General features: G+C 42.4%; 3 protein-coding genes. All 3 read left to right on the forward strand.

Translation table 11 applies throughout. From position 1 onward, the window contains the following. The first annotated feature begins 3 nt into the window (after positions 1-3). The 3 genes from CAG68_RS05580 (at position 4) to CAG68_RS05590 (ending at position 3786) form a co-directional block, all read left to right on the forward strand. A complete protein-coding gene (locus tag CAG68_RS05580) occupies positions 4-669 on the forward strand; it encodes a hypothetical protein (protein WP_005377438.1) in 666 nt (221 codons plus the stop codon). A gap of 226 nt (positions 670-895) precedes the next feature. Next, entirely contained in the window at positions 896-3502 is a 2607-nt protein-coding gene (pepN, locus tag CAG68_RS05585) for an aminopeptidase N (RefSeq protein ID WP_086046767.1), read from the forward strand. Between the two features lie 65 nt (positions 3503-3567). Next, a complete protein-coding gene (locus CAG68_RS05590) occupies positions 3568-3786 on the forward strand; it encodes a DUF2835 domain-containing protein (protein ID WP_005377440.1) in 219 nt (72 codons plus the stop codon). The last annotated feature ends 39 nt before the right edge of the window (positions 3787-3825 follow it).

Raw genomic sequence — 3825 nt, forward strand, 5'->3', positions numbered from 1 at the left:
GATATGAAGTGGTTCTTTATTTTACTTAGCTTTTGCTGCTTTAGTGTGTTTGGTGGAGAAAACACCAGAGAAGATGAATTAAGTCACTTTGACACGCCGTTTCTCATCGGAGACTGGTATTTGATGAACCCAAACCCCGAAGAGTCGGCTGAAAACTTTCGTGCGATCAAACTCTCATTAGGTTCTGACTACAGCTTTTCTATTGATATTCAAAAGAAAGACTATTCCGTTGACCATTGGGAAGGGCTGTATAACGCAAATGAAGACACCATCGTTCTTGGTTTAAACACCGACGAGCCTCAAATTTATGCCTATCGCAACAACCATAATACGCTTGATCTTAATGGTGTAACGTTCACTAAAGGATTATCTAATTCACTTGCAGGTATTTGGTCTAGCTCTCACGTATCTGGCGACGGTCTTGTGGCCAACAACATTAATCAGATGGATTTGATACTTCAACCTGATTTCGTGTTCATGTTTAGGGTTTCGAACGAAGAAGGGGATGAGTCCATCAAACAAGGTGTGTTTTACACAGAAGATGAGTTTTTGGTTCTGCTGTATGAAAATGGCGAGCATGGAACCACGTATAAGCTCAACAAGAATGAGCTAACGATCGAAGATTCCAATGGTGATATGTACGCCGTACTCAATAGAGTTACGCCATGATGCCTTTAACATGCGCCAAATTACGCGTGCGTACGGTAAGTCATTAATGTTGTTTAAATGTTAATCAAAAAACGGAGCTAGAGCACTAAAAGCTCCGTTTTTTGATGGAAAGACTTGTATTCTGATACCACAACCCCTACAAATAGCTTATATAGTGATACCAGAAATGCATTTTTGATCATGCAGTCTGGTATTTTTGTTGTTCGACATACAAGGATTTATGCTCATGTCTCAAGCTCCCCTGGCCAAATATCGTAAAGATTATAAAGAGCCATCTCATGCGATTACTGATATCGATCTTACTTTTGATCTATATGACAATGACTCAATCGTTACGGCGGTATCAAAAGTTGCTCAAAAAGGCGATACAACAACGCTAGAACTCGATGGCGAAGGGCTTGAGCTACGCGCTGTAAAAGTAAATGGTGAGGATTGGGCTCATCACGAGGTGAAGGAGTCATCGCTGGTACTGACCGATCTTCCATCCGAGTTTGAACTTGAAATCGTCACCAAAATTGATCCTGAAGCGAATACAGCACTCGAAGGTTTGTACAAATCAGGCGGCGCATTTTGTACTCAGTGTGAGGCTGAGGGCTTCCGCCGTATCACGTACTATCTAGACCGTCCGGATGTTCTAGCAAAATACACAACAAAAGTGATCGCAGATAAAGCGGCTTACCCATATTTGCTGAGCAATGGTAACCGAATTGCAGAAGGTGATGCAGAGAACGGTCGTCATTGGGTTCAATGGCAGGATCCGCATCCAAAACCAGCTTACTTGTTCGCCCTTGTTGCAGGCGACTTTGATGTATTGCGTGACAAATATACAACGATGTCAGGTCGCAGTGTTGATTTAGAAATCTTTGTTGATAAAGGTAACCTAGATCGTGCAGGCCATGCGATGACATCTTTGATCAACTCGATGAAGTGGGATGAGAAACGCTTTGGCCTGGAATACGATCTGGATATTTACATGATCGTTGCTGTTGATTTCTTCAACATGGGTGCAATGGAAAACAAAGGCTTGAACATTTTTAACTCAAAATATGTGCTGGCGAACGATCAAACTGCGACAGATCGTGATTATTTAGGCATCGAAGCTGTGATCGGTCATGAGTACTTCCACAATTGGACTGGAAACCGTGTCACTTGTCGTGACTGGTTCCAACTAAGTCTAAAAGAAGGCTTAACCGTATTCCGTGACCAAGAATTCTCTTCTGACTTAGGCTCTCGTGCTGATAACCGTATTGATAACGTACGTATTATTCGTGGTCCTCAATTTGCGGAAGATGCAAGCCCAATGTCTCACCCGATTCGTCCTGACAAAGTCATTGAGATGAATAACTTCTACACGCTAACGGTGTATGAAAAGGGCAGCGAAGTTATTCGTATGTACCATACACTCCTTGGCGAAGAGGGCTTCCAAAGAGGAATGAAACTTTATTTTGAACGTCACGATGGTACCGCCGCGACGTGTGAAGACTTTGTTTCTGCAATGGAAGATGCCACCGGTGTTGATTTAAAACAGTTCCGTCTGTGGTACAGCCAATCGGGTACACCAACGCTGCGCGTAAATAGCGAATACAACGCTGATGCAAAAACTTACGCACTAACGGTAGAGCAATTTACGGAGCCGACGCAAGACCAAGCAGAAAAACAAGCGCTGCATATCCCGTTCGATATCGAGTTGTATGATTCGAAAGGTCAAGTTATCCCATTGATGAGTAACGGTGAATCTGTTCATAACGTGCTGGATATTAAACAAGATAAGCAAACGTTCGTATTTGAAAATGTCGAAGAACAGCCAGTGCCATCTTTGTTGCGTGAATTCTCGGCACCAGTCAAATTAGAATACGATTACAGCGATGACGAGTTAGTCTTCTTGATGAAGCACGCAACGAACGATTTTGCTCGATGGGACGCTAGCCAAATGCTATTGGCTAAATACATTCGTCAGAATGTGAAAAACGTTCAAGCGGGACAAGAAGTATCGCTTTCTGAAGGTGTGATAGATGCTTTCCGCGGTGTGCTGTTGGATGAAACGCTTGAGCCAGCTTTCATTGCTCAAGTTTTCTCTATGCCTTCAATCAATGAGATTACTGGTTGGTACCAGCAAATTGATATCGATGCCGTAGACAAAGTGCTAAACAGCATTACAGTGTCACTTTCCAAAGAGTTAGAAGATGAGCTAAGTGCGACTTATCACACGCTTAAGCAAACAGAGTATACGATCGACCATGCTGCTATTGGCAAGCGTGCTTTACGTAACCGTTGCCTTCAGTACCTTACACATACGGAAAAAGGTAATGATTTAGTCAACGCGCAGTACGCATCTGCAAATAACATGACAGATACGATTGCTGCGATGAGTGCTGCAAATAACGCTCAGCTCGAGTGTCGTGAAGCACTTATGGCTGATTACAGCGATAAATGGAAGCACGATGGTTTGGTTATGGATAAGTGGTTTGCACTGCAAGGTAGCAATCCTGCAGAGGATGCTCTTGAAAAAGTAAAAGCAACCATGAACCACGAAGCATTTAGTTTGAAAAATCCGAACCGTACGCGCAGCTTAATTGGCTCGTTCTTAAGTGCGAACCCTGTACGTTTCCATGATAAATCCGGTGTAGGTTACCAGTTTGCCGGTGAAATTCTTCGCCAACTAAATGATTCGAACCCACAAGTAGCTTCTCGAATGATTGATCCTTTGCTTAAGTTCCGTAAATACGATGAAGCTCGCCAAGCAATGATTCGTGCAGAACTTGAAAAGCTCAAAGCAATGGATAATCTTGCTAAAGATCTATTCGAAAAAGTGACTAAAGCACTAGACGAATAGTAAACAACACAATAGGGTGGTCATTAAGGCCACCTTATTTGTTTATGTCACTTAGTTTTCACTTCATGAACTATTACTACTTCAATCTCAACATTTCATATCAAACGTTTTTATCTCATTATTCTGGTGCGGCAAGTGTTGTTCAAGTTGTCACACACAACGGTTTGCGTTTGCAGTTACCCGCCGCGAGATTTAGACCATTTCTTAGTCAATTGGGCGTTAGAGGCCAGTTTAGACTAACAACTGACCAAAATAATAAGTTTCTTAAGTTAGAAACTCTGTGATGTATTGTATTTGCAGAGAGTTAAATAGAAATCTTAGTC

The organism is Vibrio sp. V42_P2S4T144, assembly GCF_009904715.1.
Classification (GTDB): domain Bacteria; phylum Pseudomonadota; class Gammaproteobacteria; order Enterobacterales; family Vibrionaceae; genus Vibrio; species Vibrio alginolyticus.